Origin of the sequence: Micromonospora sp. NPDC049891 (assembly GCF_040660295.1) — a bacterium.
Lineage (GTDB): Bacteria > Actinomycetota > Actinomycetes > Mycobacteriales > Micromonosporaceae > Micromonospora.
The window spans coordinates 142,710-167,919 of sequence record NZ_JBFAML010000004.1; the positions used below are offsets into that span (position 1 = coordinate 142,710).

The window sequence follows — 25,210 nt, forward strand, 5'->3', positions numbered from 1 at the left end:
GGAGTGCCTAGCCTCGGCCGCGGCGTCGCGGCTCGCCGGGGTGGGCCGCGCGTCATTGTCCGGGCGGTGGGGCACCGTGGAGCTGAGTGCGGGCGGGCCGGTCGCCGTGCTGGGGCTGGCCGACCCGCTGTGCCGGCGTGCGGCAGGCCCGCCGTCCATGCCCGGACGGGGTCAGGACCGGAACGTGTGGGTCCGGTCCTGACCCCGGCCTGGTCGGCAGGGCAGAGCGGGCGCTGCGACGTCGATCAGGTGACCTCGCCGCGCACGATGGCGACCGCCACCCGGCAGAACTCGTCCATGTCGGGTTGAAACCCGGAGGCGATGTCGGGGTGCAACCCGGCGCGGGTCTCGTCGAGCAGGCGCTGACAGACCTGCTCCACCGGCTCACCGGAGTAGCTGTCGCGCACCCGGTCCGCGGCCACCTGAAGGGCAGAGGTCAGCTGCTCCTCCAGCGGCCCGCGCAGCTTCTCCTGCACCGGGTCGCGGGGGTCCAGCGTGACATGTGGCTCCGACATCGGCGCTCCCTTCGTCGGCGGCTGCGGTACCCCACCGCTGCCGTCGGTCAAACCCGGTCCGGTACGGCGGCGACGCGTACCTGATACGAGAATTCCTCGGCCGGCTGCTCCAGGTAGGACAGCCGGCGGATCTGCTTGTCGTCGTCGTAGAGGGCGACGTCGACAAGCACGCCGAGGTGGGCCAGGCCGATGCTGGAAACCCGTTTCTTGTCCTGGAGCACCGCGCACACGCCGCCCAGCAGGGTGCTGGCGTCGGAGGTGCGGTGCCCGGGCGGGCAGCGCAGGGTCAGGTCGATCTCGATCGGGCCGGACAGCGGTGTCCAGCCGGTCTGCTGCGCGGCCGCGCAGGCGGCCTGCAACAGGGCGCGTACCCTCGTCGCCTGCCGATGCCCGGCGGCGAAGATGGACAGCGCTTCGGTCTTGACCGGTGGCAGGCCGCTCACCTCGAACGTCAGGGTGAGAGCGCGGGTGTCCTGCACCACGGCGGCACCTCCTCGTTGGGGACGATCCTGCCCAACCGGTATGCCGGTGAGGGGCTGTTCCCGCGAGAACCAACCGATCGGGCGGGTCGGGGTCGGCCGGTGGCGTATCGACGGCGACGGCGTACGCGTTGGCGGCGAAGCGTGTTGAACGCTAGTCCACCTGACGGTCGCCCGGAAGCACCGGCCGGTCAGTCCCGTGGCGGGAAGGCGCAGAACTCGTTGCCCTCCGGGTCAGCCAGTATCCACCAGGACACCGCGTCGTCCGGTTCCCGCAGCAGGGTGGCACCGGCCCTGATCAGTGCGGTCGGTTCGGGATCGGTCAGGTCGACGTCCCAGTGCATCCGGTTCTTGACGCTCTTGCGTTCCGGGACGGGGTCGAAGACCCAGTGGTCCCAGGGAAAGCCAGCCGCACCGCTGATCGAGGCGTGGCCCTCGTCGCTGACCTCGACCTCGCCGCCGACGACACCGGCCCACCAGGTGGCCTGGGCGCCCGGGTCGGCGGAGTCCACCACCAGTTCGAACGGCCCCGGGGGACGGGACTTCTCGCCGGGGGCGAACGCGCAGAACAGGTTGCCGTCGGGGTCGGCCAGCACCCACCAGCTGACCTCCGAGTCCGGCTCGCGGACCAGCCGTGCGCCAGCGTCCAGCAGCGCCGCCGGGCTCGCCTCGGCCAACCGCAGATCAAGATGTACGCGGGTCTTGACGGTACGCGGTTCGGGTACCGGGTCGACCCAGATCGACTCGGCGCTGGAGCCGGCGCGCGGGTCGACCCGCGTACCGCCGTCACCGGTGTCGATCAATTCCGCGTCGAGAATCCGGGCCCAGAACGCGCCGAGCGCGTGCGCGTCGGCGGCGTCGAGGCAGAGGGCCTTGAAGCGTGCGATCATCCGCCGATCATCCCGGTTGGCACCGACATCCGCCTCCGGAAACCCGCCGCCTCGGCCGTGGTGAGCGCACTCCGGGCAACGCCTGTCCCGCGACAACCTCTTCAGGCAGACCCTGTCGAGCTGAGCCGTCTGCGCTATCGCCGACGGACCTCGCGGGCGGTCCGGTGGACGCGATCCGTTCGCGCTCTCAGCTCGACAGGACTGCATACCCACATGTAGCGGCGCGCCCTGAGCCTGGACCGCCCGGTGCCCGCGCCGGCCCGTTGGGGTGCCGGCCCGTTCAAGCGTCGGCCCGTCGGAGTGCCGAGTACTCGCTCCGATGCACGGGTGGAGTGATGTGAGCCACACGGCTCGGTGTTTAGCGCGTCTCGGTCCGGGCAGGTTTCGCGGCTCCCCAGGTCGGGCAGTGTTCCAGCCACGAAACGCAGGGGTGCGAAGCCGCAGGTCAAACGCCCTGACCGTCTCGCCGTGCGCCGGGGCACGGAGACCTCCCCGGCTGTTGGCGGAGAACGAGGGGAGGGTCATGAGCGAGCGGAGTGATCCGGTCGGCGGTCGGCGCCGACCCCGCGTACGGATGGCGGCGACGGCTGCGGCGCTGACCTTGGTGGCGCCGATGGCAGCGTGTGCCTCTGGCGGAGACGGCGGGGTGCCCACGATCAACCTGTACTACCCGCCGGAGCAGAACCTCCAGCAGGTGGTCGACAGGTGCAACACCGAGGCCGACGGGCGGTACCGCATCGTCAACCGGGTGCTGCCGCGGGAGGCCGACGAGCAGCGGGTGCAGATGGTGCGACGGCTCGCGGCCGAGGACAACGGCATGGACGTGCTCGGTCTCGACGTGACCTGGACCCAGGAGTTCGCCAGCGCGAACTGGATCCTGGAATGGACCGGGCAGGACCGCGCCGAGGTGGAGGAGGGCACTCTCGAAGGCCCGCTGGAGACCGCCCGGTACGAGGACAAGCTCTACGCCGCGCCGAAGAACACGAACGTCCAGCTGCTGTGGTACCGCAAGGACCTGGTGCCCGAGCCGCCGACCACCTGGGACGAGATGATCTCGATGGCGCAGCGCCTGCGCGACCAGGGGCAGCCACACCAGGTGCTCACCATGGGTGCCCAGTACGAGGGACTCGTGGTGCTCTACAACACCCTCGTCGCCAGCGCGGGCGGCAACATCCTCAACGAGGACGGCACCGAGGCCGTGGTGGACGACGGCGCCGTACGTGCGCTGGAGGTGCTGCGCGACTTCGCCACCTCCGGGGTGGTCTCGCCGTCGTTCAGCAACGCCATGGAGGACCCGGTGCGGCTGGAGTTCCAGAACGGCAACGGTGCGTTCCAGGTGAACTGGCCGTTCGTCTATCCGGCGATGCAGGAGGCCAACCCGGAGCTGGCCGAGCAGGTCGCCTGGGCCCGGGTGCCCGGCGTCGACGGGGACACCCCGGGCCGGGTCACCATCGGCGGGATCAACCTCGCCGTCAGCCGGTACTCGGAGCACCCGGAGGAGTCCTTCGAGGCGGCCAGGTGCCTGCGCAACGCGGAGAACCAGAAGTTCTCCGCGATCAACGACGGGGTGCCGCCGACCATCGAGAGCGTTTACGACGACCCGGAGATGGATGAGGCGTACCCGATGAAGGAGACCATCCTCGAACAGCTGCGGGACCCGGCGGTGCGACCGCTGACCCCGGCGTACCAGAGCATCTCCACCGTGACCTCGGCGATCCTGTCGCCGCCGGCGGCGATCGACCCGCGGGCGACCGCCGACGAACTGCGCGAGGCCGTCGCCGCCGCCCTGGAGTCGAGGGGAGTCCTCCCGTGAGCATCAACTCCACCCCGGCCGGCGCGGACGTGGCCGCCGACGGTACCGACACCGGCGGCGGCCGGCACGCCGCGGTACCCGCACAGCGGGCCAACCGGCGCGGCAAGGTGCCACTGAGTGAGAACAAGCGGGCCGAGCGCAAGCTGGGCTGGCTGCTCTGCGCCCCGGCCGCGCTGGTCATGCTGGCGGTGACCGCCTATCCGATCCTGTACTCGGTGTGGCTGTCGTTGCAGCGGTACGACCTGCGCTTTCCCGCCGAGCGCGAGTTCGTCGGGTTGCAGAACTACGTCACGGTGCTCACCAACGAGTTCTGGTGGACGGCGTTCGGGGTGACCATGCTGATCACGGTGGTCACCGTGGCCGTTGAGCTGGTGCTCGGCATGGGCCTCGCGTTGATCATGCACCGTACGCTGATCGGGCGAGGGATCGTGCGGACCTCGGCGCTGATCCCGTACGGCATCGTCACGGTCGTGGCCGCCTTCTCCTGGCGGTACGCGTGGACGCCCGGCACCGGGTACCTGGCCAACCTGTTCTCCGACGGGGCGCCGCTCACCGAGCGGGCCAGCTCGCTGGCGATCATCATGCTGGCGGAGATCTGGAAGACCACGCCGTTCATGGCGCTGCTGCTGATGGCGGGTCTGGCGCTGGTGCCGGAGGACCTGCTCAAGGCCGCCTCCACCGACGGTGCGACCGCCTGGCAGCGGTTCACCAAGGTGATGCTGCCGGTGATGAAGCCGGCCATCCTGGTGGCGCTGCTGTTCCGCACCCTGGACGCGTTCCGGGTCTTCGACAACATCTACGTGCTCACGTCGGGGGCCAACGACACCTCGTCGGTGTCGATGATCGCCTACAACAACCTGATCCGGGGTCTGAACCTCGGCATCGGCTCGACGATGTCGGTGCTGATCTTCATCACCGTGGCGATCATCGCGTTCATCTTCGTGAAGCTGTTCGGTACCGCTGCCCCGGGCAGCGACGACGGGGAGAGGCGCTGACATGGCTGACACCACCACCCGGGCCAAGGTGCGCTGGGGACTGTTGGACGTCGCCGTGGTCGTGTTCGCGCTGACCCCGGTGCTGTGGATCATGTCGCTGTCGTTCAAGACACCGGCGACGCTCACCGACGGCAAGTTCATCCCGCGAGAGTGGACGCTCGAGAACTATCGGACGATCTTCGCCACCGACCAGTTCGTCCGTGCGCTGATCAACTCGATCGGCATCGCCTTGATCGCCACCACGATCGCCGTGGTGCTCGGTGCGATGGCCGCGTACGCCATCTCGCGGCTGGACTTCCCCGGCAAGCGGGTGCTGATCGGCGTCTCCCTGCTGATCGCGATGTTCCCGCAGGTGTCGCTGGTCTCGCCGTTGTTCGAGATCGAGCGGCAACTGGGCATCTTCGACACCTGGCCGGGACTGATCCTGCCGTACATCACCTTCGCGCTGCCGTTGGCGATCTACACGCTGTCGGCGTTCTTCAAGCAGATCCCGTGGGACCTGGAGAAGGCCGCGAAGATGGACGGCGCCACCCAGGGGCAGGCGTTCCGACGGGTCATCGCCCCGCTGGCCGCGCCGGGACTGTTCACCACGGCCATCCTGGTCTTCATCTTCTGCTGGAACGACTTCCTGTTCGCCATCTCGCTGACCTCCACCGAGCGCTCGCGCACGGTGCCGGTGGCGCTGTCGTTCTTCACCGGTGCCTCGCAGTTCGAGGATCCGACCGGCGCGATCTGTGCCGCCGCCGTGGTGATCACGGTACCGATCATCCTGTTCGTTCTGTTCTTCCAGCGCCGCATCGTCTCCGGCCTGACCTCCGGCGCCGTCAAGGGATAGGTGAGTACTCGTGGCTGACATCGTGCTCGACAAGGTGAGCAAGAAGTTCCCGGACGGCACCACGGCGGTGCGGGACGTCGACCTGGAGATCGCCGACGGCGAGTTCGTCATCCTGGTCGGCCCGTCCGGCTGCGGCAAGTCCACCACGCTGAACATGATCGCCGGGCTGGAGGACATCAGCTCCGGTGAGCTGCGCATCGGCGGGCAGCGGGTCAACGACAAGGCCCCCCGCGACCGGGACATCGCGATGGTGTTCCAGTCGTACGCGCTCTACCCGAACATGACCGTCCGGGAGAACATGGCGTTCCCGCTTCGGCTGGCGAAGCTCGACAAGGAAACGATCACGCAGAAGGTGGAGGAGGCGGCCAAGGTCCTGGAGCTGACTCCGCTGCTGGACCGCAAGCCGGCAAACCTCTCCGGCGGGCAGCGGCAGCGGGTGGCGATGGGTCGGGCGATCGTCCGGCAGCCCAAGGCGTTCCTGATGGACGAGCCGTTGTCCAACCTGGACGCGAAGCTGCGGGTGCAGATGCGTACCGTGGTGTCCCGGCTGCAGAAGCAGCTCGGCACCACCACCGTCTACGTCACCCACGACCAGACCGAGGCGATGACCCTCGGCGACCGTGTGGTGATCATGCGGGGTGGCGCGGTGCAGCAGGTAGGCCCGCCGCAGGAGCTGTACGACAACCCGAACAACCTCTTCGTGGCCGGGTTCATCGGCTCACCGTCGATGAACTTCCTGACCGCCAGGGTCGAGGACGGCACGCTGCGTACCGCCCTTGGTGACGTGCCGATCGGCGACCGGATCCGCCGCGAGTTGGAGGGCGCCGACGCCTCCCGGGACCTGATCCTCGGCATCCGGCCGGAACACTTCGAGGACGCCGAACTTGTCGACGAGGAGACCCGACGTCGGGGCATGGAGTTCACCGCGCCGGTGGACATCGTCGAGTCGATGGGCTCGGACAAGTACGTCTACCTCAGCGTCGAGGGTGAGCGGGCCACCTCCGCCGAGTTGGAGGAACTGGCCGCCGACGCGGGAGCGGCCGACTTCAGCGGCGCCGGGTCGAACCTGGTCACCCGGCTGTCGGCGGAGTCGACGGTCACCGAGGGCGAGGACCGCCGGGTCTGGTTCAACCTGGAGAAGATCCACCTGTTCGACCCGTCGGACGGCCGCAATCTGACCCTGCACGAGGGCCGCGCCGCCGGGGCCCTCGCCGACTGACCGGGCCGCGAGAACCACTGGGTACATCTGTTGTCGTTCCGGCGACAACAGATGTACCCAGTTGCGCGTGCCGGAGTCAGTGCGAGTGACGGGGTACCGCGCTGCCGCTGCCACCGACGAGGAAGTCCAGGTCCGCGCCCTTGTCGGCCTGCTGGACGTGCTCGCTGTACAGCCGTACCCATCCCCGGTCGGCCGCCGGCTTCGGCGGCTGCCAGGCGGACCGGCGTCCGGCGAGCTCCGCCTCGTCGACCAGGAGGTCCAGGCGGCGCGCCGGGACGTCGAGGTGGACCAGGTCGCCGGTGCGGACCAGCGCCAGAGGGCCGCCCACCGACGCCTCCGGTGCCACGTGCAGGACACAGGTGCCGTACCCGGTGCCGCTCATCCGGGCGTCGGAGATCCGCACCATGTCCGTGATGCCGGCGGCGAGCAGCCGTCGTGGCATGGGCACGTTGCCGACCTCGGGGAAGCCCGGGTAGCCGCGTGGCCCGGCGTTACGCACCACGATGACGGTGTCGGGGGTGACGTCGAGATCCGGGTCGTCGGCGGCGACGGCGTACTCCTCGATCCGGTCGAAGACGAGCGCCGGCCCGGTGTGCGTGAGCAGGTGAGCCGAGGCGGCGGAGACCTTCAGTACCGCCCCGGAAGGCGCGAGCGAGCCCCGCAGCACGACGGTGCCCGACCCGGCGGGCTGAAAGGGCTCGGCCAGGGTGCCGATGACCTGCCGGTTCCAGCACTGGACGCCGTCGATGTTGTCCGCCACGCTCTTCCCGCTGACCGTGATCTGATCCAGGTGCAGCAGCGGGGCGATTTCGGTCATCACCGCCGGGACGCCACCCGCGTAGGCGAAGTCCTCCATCAGGTACGTCCCGGACGGCATCAGGTTGACGAGCATGGGCACGTCGGTGGTGAGGGTGTCGAAATCCTCAAGCGACAGGGGTACGCCGACGCGGCCGGCGATCGCGAGCAGGTGGACGACGGCGTTCGTGGAGCCACCGATCGCCGCGTTGACCCGGATGGCGTTCTCGAACGCGTGACGGGTGAGCACCGTGGACAGGCGCTGGTCCTGCTCGACCATGGCCACGATCCGGCGGCCGGCGGCGTGCGCGAGGGCGTACCGGCGCGAGTCGACAGCCGGAACCGCGGCGGCCCCGGGCAGTTGCACGCCCAACGCCTCGGTCACGCAGGCCATCGTGGAGGCGGTGCCCATGGTCATGCAGTGACCCCGGCTGCGGGACATGCAGACTTCGGCCTCCGCGCAGTCGGCCACGGTCATCCGACCGGCCCGCAGTTCCTCGGTGAAGCGCCAGACGGCGGTGCCCGAGCCGATGTCCTGACCGCGGAACTTGCCGTTGAGCATCGGTCCGCCGGTGATCAGCAGGGTCGGGAGGTCGACGCTTGCCGCACCCATCAGCAGGCCGGGGGTGGTCTTGTCGCAGCCGGAGAGCAGGACCACGCCGTCGAGCGGGTTGGCCCGGATCAGTTCCTCCGCCTCCATCGCCAGCAGATTGCGGTAGAGCATGGTCGTGGGCCGCATGAGCGGCTCGCCGAGGCTCATCGCGGGGAACTCCAGCGGCAGGCCGCCGCTCTCCCACACCCCCCGCTTCACCGACTCGGCCAGCTCCCTGAGGTGGGCGTTGCACGGTGTCAGTTCCGACCAGGTGGTGGCGATGCCGATCACCGGGCGGCCGTCGAAGACATCGTCGGCGAACCCCTGGTTACGCATCCAGGACCGATGAATGAAACCGTTGCGGCCGTCGGCACCGAACCACTGCGCGCTGCGCAGCGGTCGATTCGTCATCGACATCGGCACACCTTCCTGTCGGCTGTCTGGCCGCGGCGTTCGCGGCGGTCCACGGGCGGGCGGTTGATCAGATGGCGGGGTGGGTGACCTACCTGAGGCCCCCGACGGACAGGCCGCCGCGCCAGTGTCGTTGGAGGCTGAAGAACGCGATGATCAGTGGCACCACCGACACGAGTGAGCCCAGGATGATCAGGCTCCACAGGGAGGTGCCGCCCGCGTTGTTCGCGGAGGCGACGCCCTGCCAGAGGCCGAGGCCGACGGTGACCGGAAAGAGTCGGTTGTCGGAGAGCATGGCCAGCGGCAGGAAGTAGTTGTTCCAGGACGCGACGGCGGACAGCAGCAGGACGGTGACCACCGCAGGGCGCATCAGCGGCAGGGCGATCTGGAGAAAGGTGCGCACTTCTCCCGCGCCGTCGGCCCGCGCCGCGTCCAGGATCTCGTCGGGTACGGCGTCGCGGGCGTAGACGTGCATCAGGTAGACGCCGAACGGATTGAGCAACGAGGGCAGGATGACGGCCCAGACCGTGTTCGTCAGGCCGAGCTGAGCGAACATGATGAAGGTCGGGATGACCAGGGCGGTGGCGGGCACCATCAGCGCGCCGAGCACGACGGCGAAGCTGAAGCGCCGGGCGGCGAACCGGTACTTGGCGAACCCGTACCCGGCCATCACCGCCAGGACCGTGGCCCCGATCCCGCCGGCGAGCGCGTACAACGTGGAGTTCAGGATCCACCGGAGGTAGATGCCCCCGTCGTAGGTGAACAGCTGTCTGAGGTTGCCGAGGTAGTCGATCTGGTCGGCGAACCAGAGGGTGTTGCCGCCGCCGAACAGGCCCGGCGCGTCCTTGGAGCTGTTGACGATGACCCACCAGAACGGCACGAGAAAGTAGATGACCAGGAAGCCGAGGAGGATCTGCAGCGGAAGGTGGCGCTGCGGTCGGCGGTGGCCTGCGCTGACGCTGCTGTGGTGGGACATCAGAGGAAGCTCCTCCGCTTGCGGGTGAAGAACAGGAACGCGTAGACGCAGATGAAGACGAGTCCGCCGAGGGCGAACGAGATCGCCGACCCGTAGTTGAAGTTGGCGAGTCCAAACGCCTGCTGGTACGCGTACATGTTGGGGGTGAAGTCCGACCCGATCGTGCCGGCGGCGAGGTACCGCAGGATCTGCGGTTCGTTGAAGAACTGCAGGGTGCCGATGAGCGAGAAGACCAGGATCAGGATCAGCGCGGGCGAGATCAGCGGGATCTTGATCCGCCGCGCGACCTGCCATCGCCCGGCCCCGTCCATCCGAGCGGCCTCGTAGAGGGTCGGATCGATTCCCTGGAGCGCGGCGTACAGGATGATCATGTAGTAGCCGGCCCACTGCCAGGTGACGATGTTGAGCAGGCCGTAGAAGATCAGGTTGCTGCTCAGAAAGTCGGGTGCGGTGGCGCCGAAGAACCCGAAGACGTCGGTCAGCGGGCCGAAGCTCCTGCTGTACAGGAACCCCCACATCACCGCCCCGATGACCGTGGGGATCGCGTAGGGCAGGAAGATCATGAGGCGGGAGAAGCGGGTGAACAGGGAGGTCACCGCGTCCAGGATGAGGGCCATGGCGAGCGCGATGGCGATCTGGACCGGAATGGCGACGAGCGCGAAGCGAATGACGAACCACGCTCCGGACAGGAAGCTCGGGTCGGTGAACGCCTTCACGTAGTTGTCGAACAACACGAAGCTGGTGCCGCCGATGAGCTTCTTCTGGAACAGGCTGAGATAGAGCGCGTACGCCAGTGGGGCGATGAGAAACGCCAGGAAGACGACCCCGAACGGCCCGACGAAGAGCCACCCCGTCAGGTGCTCCCGGCGCTGGATCGTGCCTCGGGTCTTGCGCTTCTCATGGTGGGTGCGCGGTGCGCGTTTCTCGGTGATCGATGTCATGTCGGGCTCCGGGACGTGGGCCGCTGGGGGTCGAGGGTGGGCCGGCCGGGGGAGGACGGCGCGGCCCACCCGGTCGGTCATCGGACGGTGAAGCCCTGCTCGGTGGCGTGCTTCGTCACGTCCTCCTGGAGTCGGTCGGCAGCCTGCGAACCGGTGACGGAGCCGGCGCTCATCTCGCTTATCTGCTTGGTCATGGCATCGAAGTAGTACTGGCCGAAGGGGCTGTAGACGACGCCCTGGTAGGCGTTGGCGGCCGGGACGTAGACCTCCTTGTTCGCCTGCTGGCCGTCGAAGAACGCCACCTTGAGATCGACGAACTCGGGATTGTTGAGGGCCGTCAGGTTGAGCGGGAAGATGATCTGGTTGGTCCAGCCGTCGGTGAGCGACTCCTGGTCGGCGTAGAGCCCGTAGGCGGCCTTGGCCGCGAGGTCCGGCTTCTTGGACTGGCTGGTGACCGAGAAGGCCGACCCGCCCCAGTTCACCTGGACCGGGTTGTTCGGATCCCACTGCGGCAGGGGCGCCACCGCGAACGTGCCGGTGTCCTGTCCCTGACCGACGCCCGCGCCGGTGAGGTAGCCGGGTGCCCAGGCGGCGGAGATGTACGTCGCGTAGTTGCCGTTGATGACCCCGGAGATGTACTCCGGGGTGAACTGGTCCTGCGTCCCGACCAGGCCCTTGCGGACGAGTCCGGCCCAGTAGTCCAGGACGTCCTTCGACGCCTGGTCGTTAAGGCGTACACCTATCGATTCCGGCTGTGCGGGGTCGTAGGTGAACGGGGCCGCGCCCTTCTGGATCTGTAGCGCCATCATCAGCGCTGGGACGTTCGCGCCGAGGTCGCCGAAGAGCGGCCCGCCGGCGTCCTTCACCTTCTGCGCGGCCTGCTCGTACTCGGCCCAGGTCGTGGGCGGGGTGATGTTGTACTTGTCGAAGATGTCCTTGCGGTAGATCATCGCCAGCGGGCCGCCGTCGACCGGGACGCCGTAGACCGCGTCGCCGACCGAGACGTCCTTCCAGGCCCCCTCGCCGTAGTTGGCTCGGACCGCGTCGAGGCCGTACCCGCTGATGTCGACGAGCGCGTTCTGGATCTGAAAGGTCGGGATCCGGTCCATCTCGACCATGACGACATCGGGTGCGCCGGTGCCCGCGGAGATGGCCGTCTGGAACTTGTCGTACTGGTCGCCGCCCTGTCCGACGTTGGTCCAGCAGACCTGGACCTCGTCGTTGGCCTTGTTGAAGTTGTCCACGACCAGCTGCATGTTCGGGTACCAGGCCCACATCGTGACAACCGGCAGGTCCTGCTTGGTGATGGTGTTTGTGCAGTTGCTCGCGTCGCTGCCGCCTTCGTCGGAGGAGCAGGCGACCAGGCCGCCCGCGGCGGCGAGCATCGCCACCGTGGCGAGTGTGCGTCTCGTCTTCATTGACGTCGTTCCCTTCGGGCTCGCGGTGCACGAGGTTCCATGCGTCGACATCACGACTGGTGATCGGTCCCAGGCAGCAACCTCCCGTCGACGCGTCGGGGAATGGCGGTGTACCCGTCCCGCAGCTCCTCGGGGAGGATCCATTCCGGGGCGTTCTGCCAGGCCAGCGGGCGCAGGAAGCGTCGGATCGAGGTGGCGCCCACCGAGGTGTGCACGGCGTTCGTCGACGGCCAGGGCCCGCCGTGGTGCTGCGCCCAGGAGACCCGGACGCCTGTGGGATAGCCGTCGAAGACGATGCGACCACAGCGGGCAGCGAGGATGTCGACAAGCGTGCGTACGGCATCGGTGTCGTCGCCAGGTCCGCTGTGGACGGAGCCGGTGAGCGATGGCGGCACTGTCGCGAGCGCGGCGTCGAGTTCGGCGACGTCGCGGTAGCGGACCACGACCATGAGCGGGCCGAAGCACTCGTCGGTGATCTCCGCGGTCAGGCTCGGCAGGTCGACCTCCAGGAGCGTCGGTGCCACAGTGAAGCCCTTACCCGCCTCGATCGAGGGCCGCGCGGCGAGGTGAGCACCGGCCTTCTCCAACGCGGCGGCCCCACTCTCGTACGCGTCACGGATGCGCTGGTTCAGCAGGACCATCCCGCCGGCGGTGTCGACAGTCCCCCGGAGCATGTCGACCAGATCGTCGCCGCCCGGGTCCGCCGGGACGAACGCCAGCCCGGGCTTGGTGCACAGCTGACCGCCCGAACCGGTGAAGGAGGCGAAGAGTCCTTCGGCGATCTGCGCTGCTCGGCCGGCGGCCGCGCCGGGCAGGATCACGATCGGGTTCACGCTGCTCAGCTCGGCGTAGAGCGGAACGGGATCAGCGCGTTCGTCGATTGCCGCCTGGATGGCGCGGGCGGCGCCGAGGGAGCCGGTCAGGGCGACCGCCCGGATCGCCGGATGGCGCACCAGCCAACGGCCGGCCTGCTCGCCGTACACGGTCGCGATCACACCGTCGGGCCCACCCAGGTCGACGATGGCCGACTCGATCGCGTCGGCGGAGGCCCGCGATGTCAGCGGATGGGACGGGTGGGCCTTCAGGACCGTGGGACAGCCGGCGGCGAGCGCCGAGGCGGTGTCGCCTCCGGCGACGGAGAAGGCGAACGGGAAGTTGCTGGCTCCGAAGACGGCCACCGGCCCGAGGGGTACGAGCATCCGCCGCAGGTCCGGGCCGGGCCCGATCGGTGTGTCGGCGGCGTGGTCGATGGCCGCTTCCAGGTACCCGCCGTCACGCAGCACCGCCGCGAACATCCGGAACTGGACCGCCGCCCGGGTGAGTTCCGAGCCGAGACGCGCCGGTGCCAGTCCGGTCTCTGCCTCCGCGGTCGCGACCAGGCTCTCGCGACGGGACTCCAGGGAGGTGGCGATCGCGTCCAGCAGGTGCGCCCGACCGAGCCGGCCCCTGTCGAGCAGCCACTGGGCCGCCCGGGACGCCTGACCGGCGATCGTGGCCACGCCGGACTCGTCGGTCTCGGTGAGGTCCGTCGGGTGTTGCCGGCCGTCGCGCGGATCGGTGGTGGTGACGTTCACAGCAGTCCTCTCTTAGCCAGATTGCTCATGAGATCGCGGACGCCGAACTGCCAGGGCTCGCACTGCTCCGCGTGCCACACCCGGTTGACCAGGGTGCCGAGTGCCGGGCAGCTGATCCGCACCACGTCGTCGACCTTGTGGGTGAAGCCCTCGCCGGGACGTTCGCGGTCCTGGGTGGGGGCGAACATGGTGCCGAGCATCAGGACGGCGCCGTCGGGATACTGGTGCTGCGGGCCGATCAACTGCCGTACCAGCGCCGCTGGGTCGCGCGAGATCCGGGCCATTTCCGAGGTCGCCGCCAGGTGGAAGCCGTCCACCCCGTGGACCTGAAGATCCACGGTGAGTTCGCGTACCCGACTGAGCGGAAACCGCTCGTCGAACAGCCGGATCAGCGGACCGAGGGCGCACGAGGCGTTGTTGTCCTTCGCCAGGGGGAGCAGGAGTGCCGACCGGCCTTCGACATCCCGCAGGTTGACGTCGTTGCCGAGGGCGGCGCCGACGATCCGGCCGCTGGACTGGACGATCAGCGCGACCTCGGGTTCGGGATTGTTCCAGGTCGACGCGGCGAGCACGCCTACCGGGACGGCGGTGCCGACGGCGGAGAGGACCTGACCCTTCGTGAATATCTCGGCGTCGGGGCCGATCCCCACCTCCAAGTACTGACTCCAGATGCCCTCTGCGATCAGCGCGGCCTTGAGTCGCTCCGCCTCGGTCGAGCCAGGAACCAGGCTGTGCAGGTCTGCGCCGATGTCGGCGAGCATCCGGCGGCGGATGTCCGCCGCGAGGGTCAGATCTCCCCGGGCGCGTTCCTCGATGACGCGTTCGATCATCGAGACGGGGAAGGTCACGCCGGCGGCCTTGAGCGCTTGCAGGTCTACCGGAGCGAGCAGCCAGGGTCGGCTCCGGTCACGGCTCGCGGCATCGGTGTTGGCGAGCAGCTCGCCGAGGCTGCCGACCCGTGGCCCGTCCAACCCGGCCACCGCGGCGGCGGGGTCGGGCAGCTCGCAGATGTCCCGCACGGTGGGGAACTGGTGGCTGACGTCGATGACCTCGCCGTCGCGGACGGTCACGGGTGAGGGGCCGTCGACGGACGGGTCCCAGATCCGGCCGATGAGGACGCTGTCCTCGGCATCGTCCGGCAACGCCTCGACGGCGGTCCCGAACCAGGGCTCCTTGCTCATCGTCACTCCCCTGGAACAGGTCGGGGGTCGCCGAGCTGGAATCTGCAACGATCGTAGCGTCATATGCAACGGTGTCAATAGTCGATTGCACGTGAAGCTGGTTGCGTTGCATATGATGCAACTGGCGGCCGTCGGGGTCGCCATGTGGAGGGAGACATCGCCTTGTCGCAATCGATTCGCCGTGCGGTCGACCTGATCCGTCGGGCTGCGGAGCATCCGCTGTCACTCACCGAGGCGGCGGAGGTCCTGGGTGTCCACAAGTCCACGGCCCTGCGGATCCTCCAGACACTCGAATCGGCCCGCTTCGTCCGCCGGACCGGCGCCGGGACCTACGTGCTCGGCAGCGGCATCATCGAGCTGTCGGAACTCGCACTCGGCTCGATGGACCTGCGCCAGTTCGCTGCCGCGCCCCTACGCACCCTCCAGCGCCAGACCGGCCACACCGTGCACCTGGCGCAGCTCACCGGCGACGAAATCATCTATATCGACAAGGTCGACAGCCCGGCCTTCGACGCGGTCAAGCTGCCGTCGCGGATCGGTCGGGCGGTATCGATCTACGCGAGCGCCGTCGGCAAGACCATCCTGGCGTACCTGCCGACGGAGGAACGCGACCGCCTCCTCTCCCACGTGGTCTTCGAACGGTTCACCCCCACCACGTACGCCGACCGCGAGTCGCTCGACGCCGAACTCGTCCGCATCCGGGAACAGGGCTGGGCCGTCGACAACGGCGAGCACGACACGTACGTCATGTGCGTGGCCGCGCCGATCAGGGACTCACGCGGGCGGGTCATCGCCGCCGCCTCGATGACCGCCATCGAGGTCATCGCAAGCCTCGACCAGCTCAAGGACAGCCTTCCGCTGCTGCTCGACACCGCGAACCAGATCTCCGGCGAACTCGGCCACACCGCCAACCTCGGTTGACCAGAGTCCCGCCGCGCCCGTCAGGCCGGCGGAAACGGGTTGAGGCGGACGAAGACGGTCTCGGACTGGCCGTACTTCTCCAGGAAACGCTGCCGCACGGACGCCAGGTCCGGGTCACCTTCGGTGATCACGTCCACCCCGTGCACCGTCCCCGGGCACTGTCGGAGCTCGACTCTGACCGAACCGTTCTGTGCGCGGGCAAGCTGGGCGATCACCCGGGCGTCGGCCAGGTAGTGCCGGTCGCCGATGTCGAGAAACCGGCACGAGTACCGCCGCCGGCCCTCGTCGTCGGTGAGAGTGACACCGGTCAGCCAGTACTCGCTGAGCGCCGTGCCGCCGTCCCACAGCTCGTCGGCGCGTTCCGTGACGAAGCTCCCGAGCGGCGACACCGTCGAAACCTCCAGTTGCGAATGATCACCGGAGAGCTTTCCCAGCGGCAGGAAGGACGCCAGCAATCTGTCGTCCCACTGGTACATCTGCACCGAAGCGGAGGCGGTGTAGAGCCGCACCTCGAAGCGTGCGCGGGAGGTCTCGTCGAGGCCCTGCCGGAAAGCCTCAAGCGTCTGCAGGTTGCGGCGCGATTCCTGACTCACGTCGCGGCGCCCGGCCAACTCGGTCGTGCGCAGCATCGCGGCCACCGAGTCCGGGTGCATCAGCAGGACCTCGACCCGGCCGCCCCGGCGGATCAGACCCGCCGCCGCGGCGAGGAACCGCTGACTGTACGGCGGGGAGAACAGCCGCGAGAACGTGTGCAGAATGCGCACCGACGCGGTCGCGGTCATTACCCGGTCGGTGTACCAGGTGAAGTCGAGGTGGCGGTGTTCGCGGACGCGGCCCTGCTGGGAACGCCGGACGATCGGTGTCAGCGCGAAGATCACCACCAGCGCCCCCACGAACTCGGCGCCCAACTCCATGGCCAGCGTGCGGCCGTACTCGGCGGCACCGCGAGCCAGCAGGAGCATCACCCCGGACAGCCCGGCAAAGACCAGCAGGACCGGAAGCGTCCGCGTCCGCACGCCGTGGGCCAGGCGCACCCAGGTCGACCGCACCAGCCGTTCCATCGACGATCGCCGTGCCATGCCCGAAGCGTACGAGGCGAGGTCACCATCGGGCGGTGCTCACCCACGCGCCCGCGCGACGCGGTGGCGGGGCGGGCACCGACGCGCGGCGTACGGGACCGGTGCCACGTCCACCGGGTGCATGCCCTGCGGCATCACGAACAACTGCCGCTCGCCCACTTGATCGAAATGGCCGAGCTTCCGCACGTTCACGTCCACGTCATCCCCCTTGGCAGCGGTCTGCACGTGGGACTTTCTGGGCCGTTCGCGCTGGCGCGGTCTGGTGAGGGTGTCTGGGTCGGTCACCTTGAGAATCAACTCGGCGGTGACGTCGTCGACAAGGATGATGATGTGGCTACGCTTCAGGCGAGATGGGAGAGCGTCCGAAACGAGGCGCTACCACGCCGGCAGTCCATCGACCTGTTGAAGGAAGTTGAGAGCCATCATGGACCTCAGTAACGCCCGGTGGCGCAAGAGCACCCGCAGCGGCGCGAGCGGCGGAAACTGCGTCGAGGTCGCCGACAATCTTCCCGGCGTCGTCGGTGTCCGCGACTCGAAGGACCCGACCGGCCCGGCGCTGACCTTCGCGCCGTCCGCGTGGCGCGCCTTTGTCGCCCAGGTCACCGATCGGTCCTGACCGGACGACCTGATCGACGTCCACGACCGGGTCTGTCGTCACGGCGCTACCGAGGCAGAATGGCGGCGTGACGCGTGTGCGGTTGTTCCGGCGGGACGACGCCCCGGCGGTGGCAGGGCTCATCGGGCGATGCCTGCGTGAGGTCAATAGCCGTGACTACCCTGCCGAGCTGATCGAGCGGATGTGTGCCCACTTCACCGCCGAGCGGTTGGCGCAACTGGCAATGGAACGTCAGGTCTTCGTCGCCGAGTGGGACGAGGTCGTCGGTACGGTGTCCCGCGACGGCAACAAGGTTTTCACGATGTTCGTGCATCCGGGGGCGATCGGTCGCGGTGTCGGCCGGCGGTTGATCGGGCACGTCGAAGAACTCGCTGCTGCGGACGGCTTCGACCACATGGAGACCGGCGCGAGCATCACCGGGCACGGCTTCTACCATCGGCTGGGCTACGTCGATGTCCGCACCAGTGATACCGAGTTCGGTCTCAACCACATCCTTCGTAAGCCGCTGCCTGGACAAAGGCCACGGCGGGACGCAGCTTCGCCAGGTTCTCCTGATCGGCAGACCTAGGTGGTCGTTGACCGGCGTCGGGCGAACGTACAGTGCGACGTTCTCCTCGCAGGTCTCATCGCCAGCCGCCCACGTGTCAGCAGTGGTTCCGCCCTCGCCGGGCCAGCCACCGAGCTGATGATCGGCTAGGCCCGGTCCAGCGTCAGTACGCGCACCCCGGAGTCCAGAGCCGAGGTGTCAACGTGGGTGAACAGCGTGGGCTGGAACGGACCGGCGAACATCGGGATCCCTGAGCCGATCACGGACGGGTGCTGTTTGATGATGAGCCGATCGATCTCGGGTAGCAGGCTGTGGGCCAACGTACCGCCGCCCACCAGCCAGATGTCCAGCTCGCTGCCGTCCAGCTTGAGCCTGCGGACTCGCTCAAGAGCGTCGGTGCTGACCAGCTCGACGGTGTCGCCCGGAACCTCCCGCATGGTGGTTGAGAACACCAGGTGACGCAGGTGCGGGTAGGCGTCGTCCAGCCCGGCGTCCAGGCCGACCTGATAGGACGCCCGACCCTCCAGCACGGTGTCGAAGACCTTTCCCGGCCCGTCGATGCCCAGTGCGGCGCGGGCGGGTGCGGGCAGCGTCTCCGGAAAGTTCGTCACCATGTAGTCGACCAGGTCGGGTGGGACCGGGAAATAGCTCTGGCCGCTCGGGTCGCCACCGTCCGGACCGGCGATGAAGCCGTCGAGGGTGGTCGCGACGTAGTAGGTGAGTCGGCGCATGGTTCCTCCATCACAGGGTGGTCAACTGTCCCGGTCGGTGGTCGTTGGCTGGTTCGGCCCGGGCTCGGGGTCACTGTGTGCCCACGATCCTCGCCAGGGCGGCTTCCAGCTCGGGGCGGCCTCGTTGTTGCCCTTCGATCGCGGTGAGTTCGGCGAAGAGCAGGCCGTCGACGAGGGCGAGCGTGGCTTCGGCCACCTCGCGTGGTGCCACGACACCCTGCTCGGCCAGCCGCTGCTCGATCACAGCACGCACCCGGTGCGTGCCGGCCGCCAGGAACGCGCGCAGCTCGGGACGTCGTACGGCTTCGAGTGCGAGCTCGTACCGGGCGAGGAGCCGCTCGCGGTCGGTGGTGAGCAGGTGGTCGATGGCGCGCGCGAGGTCTGCGGCGAGCGTCCCGTCGGTGGCGGGGGTGAGGGCCGCCTCGTCCAGCTCGGCCAGCCGGTCGACGGCCGCCCGGAGCAGGTCGGCCCGGGTGCGGAGGTAATAGGAGGTCGAGCCGATCGGCAGCCCCGCCTCCCTGTCGACGGCCCGGTGGGTGAGTCCACGTCCGCCGGCCTTGGCCAGCGTCGTGATCGCCGCATCCGCGATCACGGTCCGACGTTCGGTCGCCACGGGCACCCCTTCCCTCTACAGGTGTAGAGTAACATCCCTCGACATCTGTAGAGGAGCAGCCCGTGCCGAACGACTATCTGGTGCACGTCCTCGTGCTCGGCCTGGCCACCACCGCCGCGTTGACCCCACCCGCGCGGCCACGGCCGCTGGCGCGGGCCGCCTTCCTGGCCGGGATGGTGGTGAACGAGGTGCCTCATCTGATCCTGACCCTGCTCGCGGTGTCGACTGCTGCGGCGCTCTGGAGCGGGGAACTGCGCCGCGACGTGTTGTCCGGCGTCCTGCTGGCAGGCGCGGCCGCGACCGCGGTGATGCTTGTCGCGTTGATCCGCCGAGCCACCCGTGCACGATCCGTCGCCGGTGCCGCGCTGCGAGCGGCCGGCATCGACCGCGCACCGGCGCGGCGAAGCTTGTGGCGCACGGCCCTCACCCCGCTGCCGTTCCGACCACGCTCCGTGCAGCGGCTGCGTAACCTGCGCTACGGCGACCATCGGCGTCAGCGCCTCGACGTGCTGCGGCGCCGTGACCGACCCACGGGTGGCCCGGTGCTTGTCTACTTCCACGGCGGCGGCTACTTCTCGGGCAGCAAGAACTGGGAGGGCCGCGGCCTTCTGCACCACCTCGCCGAGCGTGGCTGGCTGTGCGTGAGCGCGACGTACCGGCTCCGCCCCGGGGCAGGCTTCGAGGAACACCTTGCCGACGCGGCCGCCGCGATGGCCTGGGCGAGGACGCACGCAGCGGAGTACGGCGCGGACGCGTCGACGGTCGTGCTGGCGGGCAGCTCTGCGGGCGCCCATCTGACCTCGCTGTACGCGCTGCGCGGGAACCCGGACGAGCGCCCCGCCGCAGCGGTCTGCCTCTACGGCTACTACGGCCGCTACTACGGTCGCAGCACCGAGGAGACTGTCGCTTCGACCCCGTTCGCGCTGCCGGCATCGGACGCGCCGGCCTTCCTGATCGCGCACGGAGCCCTCGACAACTACACCTCCGCCGCAGCGGCGCGCGCGCTGGCGGACAAGCTGCGGGCCGAGTCGTCGCAACCGGTGGTCCACGTCGAACTGCCCGGCGGCCAGCACGCGTTCGACCTCGTCCGGTCCTGGCGGCTGACCGCTGTCATCGATGCCCTGGACGTCCTCCTGGCCTACATCGACGTGGGAGGCGGAAAGATCCCGACAGCCGGAGCGGTCGACCATCCCGACCGCCATCCGACGAGGTAGCGGCCGGCCCACCATTCGCCATGGTTGCTAGGCCCGGCCCAGGGTGTCGAGCAACTCGGCCTCTCGGCCGGCGCTCAGGCCGGCGCGCCGGTCACGGTCCAGCCCGGCCTCCCGCTCCCAGGCGAGGACGTCCGCCAGCAGGTCCCTGCGCGGTCGGTGACGCAGCCCGGCAGCGCACGCCGCCGCGCCGCTGCGCGCCGACCAGCCGGACCAGCCCGGCTCGACAAGCCACATCGGCAGCGACTCCGGGCCCATGTACTGGGCCACGCCCTGGCCCACCAGCCAGTCGGCGTCGGCGTCGACCACCGGACCGGTGTGCCCGCCGACGGCGCGGCACAGGGCGACCCATTCACCGAACGGCACCACCGGCCCGACCGCGTTGAACGTGCCGACGGTGCCGGCAGCCGCGCTGTCCAGCAGCCAGCCTGCCAGATCGCGTACGTCGACCACCTGCGTCGGCGCATCGGGGGTGCGCGGCACCAGCATCGGCGTCTCGGGGGCGCGGGCGGCCCGGGCCACCCAGTAGCCGGATCGGTCGGTGTGGTCGCCGGGGCCGCCGATCAGCCCGGCACGGGCCACCAGCAACCGGTCGCCCACCTCGGTCGTGGAGGACTGCTCGCAGGCCACCTTCGCCTCGCCGTACTGCTCACGGTCGACCCTGTCCCGAACCGTCGCCGGCAGGGTGGCCGCCGACTCGTCGGCGCCGGGTGTGTCGTGGCTGGCGTAGGCGTTCACCGACGAGACATAGCTCCAGTGCCGGGCCCGGTCGCCCAACGCGCGCAGGGCCTGCCGGACGAAGCCGGGCTGCCACGACACCTCGATGACGGCGTCCCAGTCACGCTCGCGTAACACGTCGAACGCTGTCGGGTCGCTGCGGTCCGCGGCGACGAGGACCGCGCCGTCCGGCACCGCTCCGCTCTCCCCACGGGCCAGGCAGGTGACGGCATGCCCCCGGTCGACGGCCTGTCGGGCCACCTCCCGCCCCAGCCACGCCGTCCCGCCCAGCACCAGTGTCTGCATGGTGCCCAGCCAAGCAGCGGTGGCGCGGCGCGGCCAAGGATCTCTGCCGTGGGCAGAACCGGGGCCGACAGCGCGGCCGAGCTGCTCTACCCTCGGCTGGTGACCTCCATGATGGAGCGGCCGACGAACACCGTGACCCTGTCCGCCGGCCCGGTGGAGTATCGGCTGGACCAGCGCGGGGACGCGGTCGTCGTGGTGTTTCACGGTGGTCACATGCGCGCCGGTCTGACCCTGGACGAGCGGGTCTACGCCGAGGCGGACATCTCCGTGCTGGCGCCGTCGCGTCCCGGGTACGGCCGCACTCCTGTCACCACCGGGACAACCGTGCCCGGCTTCGCCGACGTGACCGCCGAACTGTGCCGGCACCTGGGCTTCGAGCGGGTCACCGCGGCGGTCGGCATCTCCGCGGGCGGGCCGACCGCGGTGGCCTTCGCGGCCCGTCATCCGGGCCTGGTGGAGCGGCTGGTTCTGCAGGGCGCGGTGGGGCCGCTGCCCTATCCGGACCGCCGTACCCGTCTGCTGGCGGGGCTGATGTTCGCGCCCCGCACCGAGGGCGTGACGTGGGGTGGGATGCGGTCACTGCTGCGCCGCACGCCGGACCGGGGCTTGCGGCAACTGCTCGCCGGCCTGGCCACCCTCCCGGCGGACCAGGTGCTGGCCGGGCTGACCCCGGCGCAGCGTACGCAATTGGTCTGGCTCTTTTCCCGGATGCGCTCCGGCGCTGGCTTCCGCAACGACCTGGGCCCCCGCGGCGACCTCACCGCCCAGGTCACCCAACCGGCCCTGGTGATCGCCAGCCGCCGTGACGGGGCGGTGCCGTTCGCGCACGCCGAGGCCCTGGTCGCCGGGATACCCCGAGCCGAGCTGATCGAGAGCCAGGCCGATCACCACTTCTACGAGTTCGCCGCCGACTGGCCGACCATCTCCGACACGGTGCGCGACTTCCTGACCGCCGACCCGAGGTCCTGAGCGCGGTGCCGACCTGGGGTTCGAGCGGCCGGCACCGCGCACGTGTCATGGTCCGGGTGACGGCCCGCCGGCGTGGCGGGAGGACGTGATGTCGAAGGTCGTCATTCGGGCGGCCGCCGTCGCTGGCGCGGCAGGAACCCTCGTCGCGACCGTCGGCCTGCCCTGGGCCTGGTACGGCGACCGGGCCGTACGCCTCACCGAGTTCCCGGGGTGGGCCTGGTATGTCGGCGCGGCCGTGCTGCTCAACGTGGTCACCGCGTGGACGATCGCCGACCCGGGCCGGCGAGGGTGGCTGCCGCTGGTGGCCGGTGGGCTCGGTGTCGTCACGATCGTGGCCGCAGTCGCTGTCATGACCACCTACGCCGAGGTGTTCCTCGGCCCGGTCGTCCCTGCGGTCCGCCCGGTGCTCGGACCCGGCGGGCCGGTCGCGGTGTTGGCGGGCCTCGCCAGCCTGGCCGCCGTCGTCGGCTCGCGGTACCTGCGAAGGTCGGCTCTCGGACCGGCTCCACCGTAGATCCGGCCGCCGGTCTCCCGCCGCTCGCCGACGGTCAGCGCCACCACCGCGCCGAGCATGATCGCCGAACCGGCGACGGTGGCCACCGTGAGTTGCTCGTGCAGGAGGACCACCGCGATCACGGCGGCGGTCACCGGCTCGACGAGTGCGACGACCGACGCGGTGGTGGCCCGGACCGTGGCCAGCCCGGCGAAGAACAGGCGGTACGCCAGCGCGGTCGGGACGATCCCGAGGTAGACGAGCAGCCCGAGGACCTGCCCGATGTCGCCCGCGCTGGGCAGCGGCCCCTCGATCACCGCCAGCGGGAACAGGCAGAGCAGCCCGACGGCGAACCCGCCGAGTGTCATCGCCGGTGAGTTGCCGCTGCCGCCGTCGCGGCCCCGCTTGCGGCCCAGCAACGTGACACCGGCGTAGCCGGTCGCGGACAGCAGCGCGCAGAGCAGGCCCAGCAGAGGTGCCGACCCGGTGTCGAGCCCGCCGCCGCCGACCAGCAGGAACAGGCCGGCCAGCGCCATCGTCACGATCACCGCGCCGCCGCGACCGAGCGGTTCCCCGACCAGCAGGTGAGAGCCGATGGCTATGAGAATCGGACCGCAGCCCAGGGTCACCACCGTGGCGACGGCGAGACCGGCGTAGCCGACCGCCGCGAAGTAGGCGGTCTGGTAGACGGCCAGCCCCACCCCGGTCACGATGACCTGCCGCCATCTGGTCCGGGGCAGGTCCGGGGTGCGGCGGTGGACGACCAGATGGACGGCGAGCAGGAGCAGCACCCCGCCGGCGAACCGCCAGAAGGAGACCGCGAGCGGCCCGAGACCGCTGACGGTGAAGAGGACCGCAGCCGCCGCGCCGCCCGTTCCCCAGGCGATCGCCGCGACACAGATATAGAGGATTCCCCGCCCTGTCGTGGGCGTGTACGTGTTCACACAGTTCTCCGTTGTCGTCGCCGCCCGGGCAGCACAGCAGCGCCCGGGCTCAGGAAGGTGCGAGCCGGGCCGGGCTCAGGTGCGGTTACCGGTTGGCCGGTGGCGGCGAGACAACGAAGGTCACCAGGTGACCGTACTGTCGGCGACCGGGGCGAGCAACGGGTGTGTTCAGTCGCTCCAGACGACCCGGGGCGGCAGGGCGAGGAAGGCGGCGTACCGGTGCAGTGCCTGCTCGACCTGCGCGCGGCGGGCCGGGTCGAGGTCGACGAGCGGGTGCACGGTCAGGGTCACGCGGGTCTTGGCCAGGCTGCGTTTCCAGGTGCCGACCACCCGGCCGCCGACGACGACTGTGGCCTGGAAGACACCGTTGCCACCGGGGATGATGGCCTGCTTGTGCTCCGGGTCGAGCATCAGCGCGCGGTCCTTGTAGCCGAGCAGGTACTCGTCGAAGCCGGGCAGGGTCAGCACGTCGTCCACCTCGGCGCGGGGTGCGTCCAGCAGCGGCGTGTGCAGCACCGCCTCGGCGCCGTCGACCAGGACTGTGGTCAGGTCGGCGCCCGCGGCGGCGATGCCGCGTCTGGCGTCGGCGGCGGTCAGGCCCGTCCAGCCGGCGAAGTCCTGCCGGGTGGTGGGGCCGTGGCTGCGGAAGTAACGCACCGCCAGGGTGGCGAGTGCCTCGTCGCGGTCGAGCTGTCGCTGGTCGGGTGCCCACTCGTCGAGCAGCGCGAAGGTCTGCTCGGTGCCGACGTTGGGGGCGATGCAGGTGACACCGCGCTGGGCCGCGTACCACAGCAGGTGGTAGCCGCGCTGGCCGGCGCCGTCGATGCCGGCCGCGACAAGCGTGGCCACGCACTCGGCGCGGGTCAGCCGTCGGCCGCCGGTGAGGGCCTCACCCAGCACCTCGGCCGCCCGGTCCGCCTCCGCCTCGGACAGGCCGAGGAACTCGCGCCGCCTCGCCGCACCGGCGAGCGCGCGTACGCCGGTCAGCTCCAACTGCCAGCGGGCGTCGCGGGCCGGCACCAGGTGGATGGTGCCGCGCATCGGCCAGGTCCGCAGGGCCTCGCGGCGCTCCAGCGCGGCGTGCACGTCGGCGTGGGTGGCCCCGGGCAGCCGGACGCCCAGTGACCACATGCCGCTGGCCAGGTCCTGTGCCTGCATGGCGCCGAACCACTCCACCACGTCGGCCACGCTGGCCGGCGGGGCCTCTGTGGGGTGGGGGCGTAGCAGGAGGCTGGTCATCCGCAGCGCGAGGGCCTCGGGGCCGCTCAGCGCGGTCGTACCGGCAGGTGCCACGACGTCGGCCGCCTTCCCTCAGTGAACCGTTCTCGACCTCACCGTGCGGTCCGGCGGACCGCAGGGCCGACGGACGAGCGCCCAGGTCGATAAGGATTCAATGGTCGACGGCAGCATAGGTGCCGGCACCGACAAC

Annotated in this window: 24 protein-coding genes and 1 pseudogene; 10 read left to right on the forward strand and 15 right to left on the reverse strand. The window is 69.8% G+C overall.

Features of this window, described 5'->3' with window-relative positions; all coding sequences use genetic code 11:
* Positions 1-245: 245 nt before the first annotated feature.
* From AB0I71_RS07960 to AB0I71_RS07970, 3 genes are all read right to left on the reverse strand, one after another.
* Positions 246-515, reverse strand: a complete 270-nt coding sequence (locus AB0I71_RS07960) for a hypothetical protein (RefSeq protein WP_357582494.1) — start codon at positions 513-515, stop codon at positions 246-248.
* Between the two features lie 47 nt (positions 516-562).
* Entirely contained in the window at positions 563-994 is a 432-nt protein-coding gene (locus tag AB0I71_RS07965; protein ID WP_357582633.1) for a hypothetical protein, read from the reverse strand.
* A gap of 191 nt (positions 995-1,185) precedes the next feature.
* Positions 1,186-1,884: a VOC family protein gene (locus AB0I71_RS07970; RefSeq protein WP_357582495.1), complete on the reverse strand. Its 699-nt coding sequence runs from the start codon at positions 1,882-1,884 to the stop codon at positions 1,186-1,188.
* A 523-nt stretch (positions 1,885-2,407) separates the two neighbouring features.
* On the opposite strand from AB0I71_RS07970, the gene AB0I71_RS07975 reads away from it, so the two are divergent.
* From AB0I71_RS07975 to ugpC, 4 genes are read left to right on the forward strand one after another with little or no spacing between them, the layout of a single operon-like run.
* The gene (locus tag AB0I71_RS07975; protein WP_357582496.1) at positions 2,408-3,697 is read left to right on the forward strand and encodes an ABC transporter substrate-binding protein; all 1,290 of its coding nucleotides are present in this window, start codon (positions 2,408-2,410) and stop codon (positions 3,695-3,697) included.
* On the forward strand, positions 3,694-4,692 hold the full coding sequence (locus AB0I71_RS07980) for a sugar ABC transporter permease (RefSeq protein WP_357582497.1): 999 nt from the start codon (positions 3,694-3,696) through the stop codon (positions 4,690-4,692). Before AB0I71_RS07975 ends, AB0I71_RS07980 begins: the two co-directional genes overlap by 4 nt.
* A 1-nt stretch (position 4,693) precedes the next feature.
* Positions 4,694-5,527 (forward strand): carbohydrate ABC transporter permease, encoded by an 834-nt coding sequence (locus AB0I71_RS07985; RefSeq protein WP_357582498.1) that lies wholly within the window; start codon positions 4,694-4,696, stop codon positions 5,525-5,527.
* Between the two features lie 10 nt (positions 5,528-5,537).
* A complete protein-coding gene (gene ugpC / locus AB0I71_RS07990; RefSeq protein WP_357582499.1) occupies positions 5,538-6,746 on the forward strand; it encodes a sn-glycerol-3-phosphate ABC transporter ATP-binding protein UgpC in 1,209 nt (402 codons plus the stop codon).
* A 76-nt stretch (positions 6,747-6,822) separates the two neighbouring features.
* Here the strand turns inward: ugpC and AB0I71_RS07995 are convergent, their stop codons facing one another.
* From AB0I71_RS07995 to AB0I71_RS08020, 6 genes are all read right to left on the reverse strand, one after another.
* On the reverse strand, positions 6,823-8,550 hold the full coding sequence (locus AB0I71_RS07995) for an IlvD/Edd family dehydratase (RefSeq protein ID WP_357582500.1): 1,728 nt from the start codon (positions 8,548-8,550) through the stop codon (positions 6,823-6,825).
* A gap of 85 nt (positions 8,551-8,635) precedes the next feature.
* Complete coding sequence (locus AB0I71_RS08000; protein ID WP_357582501.1) at positions 8,636-9,520, reverse strand: carbohydrate ABC transporter permease; 885 nt, start codon at positions 9,518-9,520, stop codon at positions 8,636-8,638.
* The gene (locus AB0I71_RS08005) at positions 9,520-10,461 is read right to left on the reverse strand and encodes a sugar ABC transporter permease (RefSeq protein ID WP_357582502.1); all 942 of its coding nucleotides are present in this window, start codon (positions 10,459-10,461) and stop codon (positions 9,520-9,522) included. The genes AB0I71_RS08000 and AB0I71_RS08005 overlap by 1 nt, the downstream gene beginning before the upstream one ends.
* A 77-nt stretch (positions 10,462-10,538) precedes the next feature.
* On the reverse strand, positions 10,539-11,879 hold the full coding sequence (locus tag AB0I71_RS08010; protein WP_357582503.1) for an extracellular solute-binding protein: 1,341 nt from the start codon (positions 11,877-11,879) through the stop codon (positions 10,539-10,541).
* Between the two features lie 50 nt (positions 11,880-11,929).
* Positions 11,930-13,453 (reverse strand): aldehyde dehydrogenase (NADP(+)), encoded by a 1,524-nt coding sequence (locus AB0I71_RS08015; RefSeq protein ID WP_357582504.1) that lies wholly within the window; start codon positions 13,451-13,453, stop codon positions 11,930-11,932.
* Entirely contained in the window at positions 13,450-14,634 is a 1,185-nt protein-coding gene (locus AB0I71_RS08020; RefSeq protein ID WP_357582505.1) for a fumarylacetoacetate hydrolase family protein, read from the reverse strand. The genes AB0I71_RS08015 and AB0I71_RS08020 overlap by 4 nt, the downstream gene beginning before the upstream one ends.
* 162 nt (positions 14,635-14,796) lie before the next feature.
* Here AB0I71_RS08020 and AB0I71_RS08025 point away from each other — a divergent pair, with 162 nt between their 5' ends.
* Positions 14,797-15,555, forward strand: a complete 759-nt coding sequence (locus AB0I71_RS08025) for an IclR family transcriptional regulator (RefSeq protein WP_357582506.1) — start codon at positions 14,797-14,799, stop codon at positions 15,553-15,555.
* A gap of 20 nt (positions 15,556-15,575) precedes the next feature.
* Here AB0I71_RS08025 and AB0I71_RS08030 read toward each other — a convergent pair whose 3' ends face one another.
* Positions 15,576-16,634: a hypothetical protein gene (locus tag AB0I71_RS08030; protein WP_357582507.1), complete on the reverse strand. Its 1,059-nt coding sequence runs from the start codon at positions 16,632-16,634 to the stop codon at positions 15,576-15,578.
* 150 nt (positions 16,635-16,784) lie between these two features.
* Here AB0I71_RS08030 and AB0I71_RS08035 point away from each other — a divergent pair.
* The 3 genes and pseudogenes from AB0I71_RS08035 to AB0I71_RS08045 all read left to right on the forward strand — a co-directional run.
* Positions 16,785-17,072, forward strand: a pseudogene (locus tag AB0I71_RS08035) (Scr1 family TA system antitoxin-like transcriptional regulator); the annotation flags it as partial.
* Positions 17,059-17,250, forward strand: a complete 192-nt coding sequence (locus tag AB0I71_RS08040; protein ID WP_357582508.1) for a DUF397 domain-containing protein — start codon at positions 17,059-17,061, stop codon at positions 17,248-17,250. The pseudogene AB0I71_RS08035 and the gene AB0I71_RS08040, both read left to right, overlap by 14 nt.
* A gap of 109 nt (positions 17,251-17,359) precedes the next feature.
* Positions 17,360-17,818, forward strand: coding sequence for a GNAT family N-acetyltransferase (locus tag AB0I71_RS08045; RefSeq protein WP_357582509.1), 459 nt, complete (start codon positions 17,360-17,362; stop codon positions 17,816-17,818).
* Between the two features lie 125 nt (positions 17,819-17,943).
* Here the strand turns inward: AB0I71_RS08045 and AB0I71_RS08050 are convergent, their stop codons facing one another.
* Both AB0I71_RS08050 and AB0I71_RS08055 read right to left on the reverse strand, forming a co-directional pair.
* Complete coding sequence (locus tag AB0I71_RS08050; RefSeq protein WP_357582510.1) at positions 17,944-18,528, reverse strand: dihydrofolate reductase; 585 nt, start codon at positions 18,526-18,528, stop codon at positions 17,944-17,946.
* Positions 18,529-18,598: 70 nt separating this feature from the next.
* Positions 18,599-19,141, reverse strand: a complete 543-nt coding sequence (locus AB0I71_RS08055; protein ID WP_357582511.1) for a TetR family transcriptional regulator — start codon at positions 19,139-19,141, stop codon at positions 18,599-18,601.
* Positions 19,142-19,203: 62 nt separating this feature from the next.
* On the opposite strand from AB0I71_RS08055, the gene AB0I71_RS08060 reads away from it, so the two are divergent.
* Positions 19,204-20,355, forward strand: coding sequence for an alpha/beta hydrolase (locus AB0I71_RS08060; protein WP_357582512.1), 1,152 nt, complete (start codon positions 19,204-19,206; stop codon positions 20,353-20,355).
* Positions 20,356-20,382: 27 nt separating this feature from the next.
* Here the strand turns inward: AB0I71_RS08060 and AB0I71_RS08065 are convergent, their stop codons facing one another.
* Positions 20,383-21,375, reverse strand: a complete 993-nt coding sequence (locus AB0I71_RS08065; RefSeq protein WP_357582513.1) for a reductase — start codon at positions 21,373-21,375, stop codon at positions 20,383-20,385.
* Between the two features lie 48 nt (positions 21,376-21,423).
* Between AB0I71_RS08065 and AB0I71_RS08070 the strand changes: the two genes are divergently transcribed.
* The gene (locus AB0I71_RS08070; protein ID WP_357582514.1) at positions 21,424-22,344 is read left to right on the forward strand and encodes an alpha/beta fold hydrolase; all 921 of its coding nucleotides are present in this window, start codon (positions 21,424-21,426) and stop codon (positions 22,342-22,344) included.
* A gap of 357 nt (positions 22,345-22,701) precedes the next feature.
* On the opposite strand, the gene AB0I71_RS08075 is transcribed toward AB0I71_RS08070, so the two are convergent.
* Both AB0I71_RS08075 and AB0I71_RS08080 read right to left on the reverse strand, forming a co-directional pair.
* Positions 22,702-23,781 (reverse strand): DMT family transporter, encoded by a 1,080-nt coding sequence (locus AB0I71_RS08075; protein ID WP_357582515.1) that lies wholly within the window; start codon positions 23,779-23,781, stop codon positions 22,702-22,704.
* Between the two features lie 168 nt (positions 23,782-23,949).
* On the reverse strand, positions 23,950-25,074 hold the full coding sequence (locus AB0I71_RS08080; RefSeq protein ID WP_357582516.1) for a winged helix DNA-binding domain-containing protein: 1,125 nt from the start codon (positions 25,072-25,074) through the stop codon (positions 23,950-23,952).
* Positions 25,075-25,210: the final 136 nt, after the last annotated feature.

Excerpts from the sequence above, each read along its gene's own strand:
- AB0I71_RS07960 (WP_357582494.1), bottom strand. The coding sequence starts at position 515 with ATGTCGGAGCCACATGTCACGCTGGACCCCCGCGACCCGGTGCAGGAG.
- AB0I71_RS07970 (WP_357582495.1), bottom strand. The coding sequence starts at position 1,884 with ATGATCGCACGCTTCAAGGCCCTCTGCCTCGACGCCGCCGACGCGCAC.
- AB0I71_RS07975 (WP_357582496.1), top strand. The coding sequence starts at position 2,408 with ATGAGCGAGCGGAGTGATCCGGTCGGCGGTCGGCGCCGACCCCGCGTA.
- AB0I71_RS07985 (WP_357582498.1), top strand. The coding sequence starts at position 4,694 with ATGGCTGACACCACCACCCGGGCCAAGGTGCGCTGGGGACTGTTGGAC.
- AB0I71_RS07995 (WP_357582500.1), bottom strand. The coding sequence starts at position 8,550 with ATGTCGATGACGAATCGACCGCTGCGCAGCGCGCAGTGGTTCGGTGCC.
- AB0I71_RS08000 (WP_357582501.1), bottom strand. The coding sequence starts at position 9,520 with ATGTCCCACCACAGCAGCGTCAGCGCAGGCCACCGCCGACCGCAGCGC.
- AB0I71_RS08005 (WP_357582502.1), bottom strand. The coding sequence starts at position 10,461 with ATGACATCGATCACCGAGAAACGCGCACCGCGCACCCACCATGAGAAG.
- AB0I71_RS08010 (WP_357582503.1), bottom strand. The coding sequence starts at position 11,879 with ATGAAGACGAGACGCACACTCGCCACGGTGGCGATGCTCGCCGCCGCG.
- AB0I71_RS08020 (WP_357582505.1), bottom strand. The coding sequence starts at position 14,634 with ATGAGCAAGGAGCCCTGGTTCGGGACCGCCGTCGAGGCGTTGCCGGAC.
- AB0I71_RS08030 (WP_357582507.1), bottom strand. The coding sequence starts at position 16,634 with ATGGCACGGCGATCGTCGATGGAACGGCTGGTGCGGTCGACCTGGGTG.
- AB0I71_RS08040 (WP_357582508.1), top strand. The coding sequence starts at position 17,059 with ATGGACCTCAGTAACGCCCGGTGGCGCAAGAGCACCCGCAGCGGCGCG.
- AB0I71_RS08050 (WP_357582510.1), bottom strand. The coding sequence starts at position 18,528 with ATGCGCCGACTCACCTACTACGTCGCGACCACCCTCGACGGCTTCATC.
- AB0I71_RS08065 (WP_357582513.1), bottom strand. The coding sequence starts at position 21,375 with ATGCAGACACTGGTGCTGGGCGGGACGGCGTGGCTGGGGCGGGAGGTG.